The 4,582-nt window shown below is 41.0% G+C and carries 3 protein-coding genes; all 3 read right to left on the bottom strand.

Translation table 11 applies throughout. The features are described from left to right. Nucleotides 1-938 (bottom strand): aromatic amino acid transport family protein (locus PSI17_RS15860; protein WP_273552889.1); only part of this gene is annotated, 938 nt, incomplete at its 3' end. A 22-nt stretch (nucleotides 939-960) separates the two neighbouring features. Continuing rightward, nucleotides 961-2,298, bottom strand: coding sequence for an amidase family protein (locus tag PSI17_RS15855; RefSeq protein WP_273552888.1), 1,338 nt, complete (start codon nucleotides 2,296-2,298; stop codon nucleotides 961-963). Nucleotides 2,299-2,310: 12 nt separating this feature from the next. Continuing rightward, on the bottom strand, nucleotides 2,311-4,005 hold the full coding sequence (locus PSI17_RS15850; protein WP_273552887.1) for an NAD(P)/FAD-dependent oxidoreductase: 1,695 nt from the start codon (nucleotides 4,003-4,005) through the stop codon (nucleotides 2,311-2,313). Between the last annotated feature and the right edge of the window lie 577 nt (nucleotides 4,006-4,582).

The following is a 4,582-nucleotide window of genomic DNA, read 5'->3' as shown; positions in this document are numbered from 1 at the left end:
CTTACCCTGGATATAAAATCAACTAATCCTGCAGTCACACCCAGAAAAGAACACAGCACCGCAACGTGTGAAAATAGAGTAAGCATCATTGTCAAATGACTGATTTTGATATGCCCATTCAAAGCCTGCATTAACGTAGCGATATCGCCACCATATTTAATTATTAACGGGAACTCTATACGAGGTATGTTCCCCATAGTGGCTGTAATCCAGAATAAATAGATTACTAATGCCATGGCTGTACCGATAAATAAAGACTTCCTGATGCGTTGCTGATCGCCAGAATAATAATTTATTAAGCCAGATATATTACCGTGGTATCCAAAGGAGGCCAGACAGAAAGGTATTACTCCTAACATATAAGGCCAATATGATTGCGCATAGTCACTTTCATTGAGGATATAGCCCACATTTATCGTGGTTAATAGGCCACCGAATACAGTTATGAGCAGCGATATTTTGACGACCAATAAAATTGACATTAATCTCCCTATGCCACTTGTTCCTACCCAAACTATCGCTGCAATACATACTGTAAGGAGTATCTTAGCCCCCGCAGAAGAAATATCACAACCGGCGCTGTTCAGAGAATGCTGGTATACTGGACCACTAGCTGAAATATAAGCATAAGTTAGAATCCCCAGAACAAAAAAGATGCTTAGGCCATTTACTTCAGCCCAGACATTACCTAATAAATTACGTGTAATGGTGTCATAGCCAGAATTGATGGGGTAGTGGCGACTGACGCTTTGAAACATCAATCCCGTTATTAACATACAGGCCCAACTTATAATGAGTATCAATACTGACAAACCATACCAAGCACCAGCCATAACTATAGGTAGTGTAAACATCCCTGCTCCAACCACCGTACCGCAAATTATTATGGCACCCCACCACATCGATGGAGTACGCCTTACAATTGCTATATCAGACATTAAGTTATCCTGAACAATGAGATCAATGGTGAAGGATGGCAGCAATGTCCATCGACTGGCTCAAAAGCTGGCGATCAGTGTTGGGCAGCCCATCAACAGATAACCCCACTGATAACTCCCCCTGTAAGCCAATAGGTAAGGTCAGGCTGGGAGCCCCTACACTACTTGCGATATCAGTATTACGGACTAATTTTTCAAAAATGGCCGGTTCCTCTGCATCTTCAATAAGCGGTACATCGCAACTGACCGTGGGATAGATAATTAAGTCTAAATTATGAACGTCAAACAATTCATACCAAACCGCTCTCAGCTTTCCAAGCGCAGTTATACCCGCCATATAGTCATCCCATGACACACTATTTTTTTGCAACTGATTCTTTAATATCTGATTTACTTTTTGGTCAGTTAATTGATTAATGATTGAATCAAAACTGCGCTTAATTTTATGCTTTAACAAAAATCGAGGGAAATCAATGAAGAAATCATAAAATGGAATAGGGAATTGAACGGATACATTTAGGTGACCCAATTTGCGATCATCGAACTGAATAATTTCAATACCGGCATTCCTCAGCTTATTAACCGCCCGGTTGCATGCCTCACTGACTTTGTTATCCAGCCCTTCCCACATAAATTCCGAAGGGACGCCAATTCTTCGAGGTTTCTCAGATTTGATTGGCGACTCATTCATGAGTGCTGCATCTAAAAATGCAATGTCTTCGACTGTCGGTGCGATGAAACCTGGGGTATCTTTCGTATCAGATACCGGCACGATACCTTCACGGGGATAACGTCCTTTAGTTGGACGAAACCCCGCTAAACCACACAGGGAGGCAGGTATGCGCACTGAACCGCCAGTATCAGTTCCTACAGCGAATGCGCTAACGCCTGCTGCTACAGAGGCAGCACTTCCACCACTGCTTCCACCGACAATACGGCCAGGATGAACAGGATTTTCAACATTTCCCCAGTGCCCATTCCGTGATGTCACACCAAAGGAGAGTTCATGCATATTGTTCTTGCCGCATAGCACTGCGCCGAGATCTTTTAGTTTTGCAATAATTGGTGCATCATCTTCAGGTATAAAGTCGTCAAGGCCTCTGGTGCCTGCAGTAGTAGCGAATCCTCGAGCATTAATATTGTCCTTACAGGAAAATGGTAATCCTGATAGCGGCTGTTTATATGTTTTTTCTTTGTAGCTTTCTGTAGATAATAGGGACTCATCAAAAGATATAAAATAATTATCATTTCGGGTCTTATGGTATTGTCCCAAATGATAAGCGTTGTTTTCCGCCAACCCTGACGGGTTATGATTTTGAGCTACTTCATTTGCAAGTGAGCAACGATGTTTTATTTCCATAATAAATGCTCATTAATAGCGATAGTGACGAGACATAGAGTGAAGTGGATTTTTAGGGAGCAGCTCTCCTCCTAAGCTATGAATTACTGCGCATGCAGCATTTATACCTGTTTGAATGGCTCCTTCTGCCCATCCACCAGTGAAGGAGCAACTGCATCCTGCAAGATAAAGACCCCGGTCACTTTCAGGTTTAGCTGCATTTTGGAATTGGAAAAATAATACTTCTGAATAGCGATCGTCTTCTGGATAGTTAAGCTTAAACGCTCCCATGACATTCGGGGTTGTCAGCCAATCGTACTCGAGAATATATTTTGGATCGTCATTCATAGGTACAAGATGTTTTGCAAAATCAGGTGCTGTCTGACGTAATTCTTCAGTCAGACGTTCAAGGCGGGCCTGTTTATCTTTTAGCGTGACCAGCTTGTGCGAGTCATCTTCCCAAGTGTAACTGATCAAAACCACACCATGACCATCAGGATCTTCTGGTTTATAATCAAGACAATAAATTCCCTTTGCTAAGGTATCCGTCAAAATAGTATGCGGTAGCCCTTCCTTCAACCAGAATTTATCCCGAGTCAATAGGAATAATTTCGAAGAACCAATGAGATGTGTTTCATTGATAGCCCTAGTAACTTCGGTGTTCAACCATTGATTAGGTTGAGAGAGCTTTAATGAAACTTGCATAGCACGAGTTGACACAGTCACAATAATTCGATCAAATTTCGCTCGTTCGCCCGTTTCAGTTGTGATAATGAATTGTCCATCTTCCTGCTCTGAAATTTCAGTGACCTTCTGATGTACTATTCGATCAGCTAAGGTTTGGTTGTCCCAAATTTCCTTGCTCATTTTTTTAGTTAATGTCGCAATGCCTGAAGGAATCAAACGCTGATCTTCTTCCAACCCATTCACAACTAGTCGCATTATTTCAATAAATGCCGCCCTGAATACTGGCTGAAATCCTCCTGAGCCAATGCCCAATGAGCCAAAAAGTGCAAAGTCATCCGGTTTCTGCCAGACTTCTCCACCTGGAGGATTTGCGCAGGTAAAAATCTTTACAAGTGATGAGTAGAAACAGCTATCGCTGAAAACATCAAGGTATTGTTGCCAGGCTTCTTTCGCATCATCAAGCCGACCTTCTCTCAGCGCTTGAGTAATTGCTATCGGGGCGATAAGAACCTTTCCATCAAGAGTAACACCTTCCTTCAAAAAGCACTTCCAGCCTCGGTTAACCCGGTGAAACAATGGTGGCGGAGGTGAACCTGCTTTCCACATATAAGCTTCATTCTGAAAATGGATTTCTGTGTCGACGATCCCCGGGTCGGGAAAAACGGATGCTGTGTCGATATTAAAAAGGTCGAGATAATGGAATAGGCTAACCTCCGTAGGTGGGAAACGCATAGCGCCCATTTCAGCAATGTATTCAGGTAGACTGGAATCGAAACGCTGGCTCAATAGTCGTCCACCACTACGTTCCTGATCTGCTTCAAACAGAGTTACATGGCGAACTCCAGCGTTAAGCAGTTCGCGAGCGGCTATCATTCCGCTTAACCCTGCACCTATGATTGCAACATGTTCATTACAGCATGTACTAAAATATCCAATGGAACCCTTTTCATTAGCATGGGCAAAAAATGTTCCATAATCGAACAAGTTATCAATATAAGGGAAAGCGTGATCTTGTCTGGTATTACACAATTTGACAGCCATAGTTAGATTTAGCCTGTATAAAATTTTTAGAATTCATTGAATAGAAAATAACTATCCCTCAAAAAATGCACTATTTACTACTTATCCAGAGAGGGATCTACTTTGTGGAAATATTAATCATCGCATGAGTATTGATAACTTTACACATTCAATACGATTTTATTAATAGGTTTTAGCATCTAATTTGTATATTTATCAAACTCAAGATGGGGTCAACATAACCATGTAAACAATATGAGATCCAGTCCTGACTAATTATCTAACTGTCCACCTGTCTTAGAAATTGCACTTATTAGGCGAAATCCAAGTTAAGTTAGGCATTTCGTTGCCGGTTTATTGACAAAAGTAATATTTGTCTTAAACAGCATCAAAATAGTTATATTTAATAGGTACAAAGATATAGAAATCAATAAGTCCGGTTATAGAACAAAATTCATTTGGTTTCATTTGAAAATACCATATTATATCTATATGTCTTTTCATAATGCTGAGACTCTGATATTTCTTATTCCTTTCAACGTCTTTTTTTCTGACGCCGCTTTTAAAAAAATGTCCACATTTTTAATCAGTTGCCACA

The sequence above is a fragment of the Xenorhabdus sp. IM139775 genome (assembly GCF_028598745.1).
Lineage (GTDB): Bacteria > Pseudomonadota > Gammaproteobacteria > Enterobacterales > Enterobacteriaceae > Xenorhabdus.
This window is presented reverse-complemented; position numbering and strand designations above follow the sequence as displayed.

What these genes read in the sequence shown, in the direction of transcription:
- PSI17_RS15855 (WP_273552888.1), bottom strand. Translation starts at nt 2,298, where the DNA reads ATGGAAATAAAACATCGTTGCTCACTTGCAAATGAAGTAGCTCAAAAT.
- PSI17_RS15850 (WP_273552887.1), bottom strand. Translation starts at nt 4,005, where the DNA reads ATGGCTGTCAAATTGTGTAATACCAGACAAGATCACGCTTTCCCTTAT.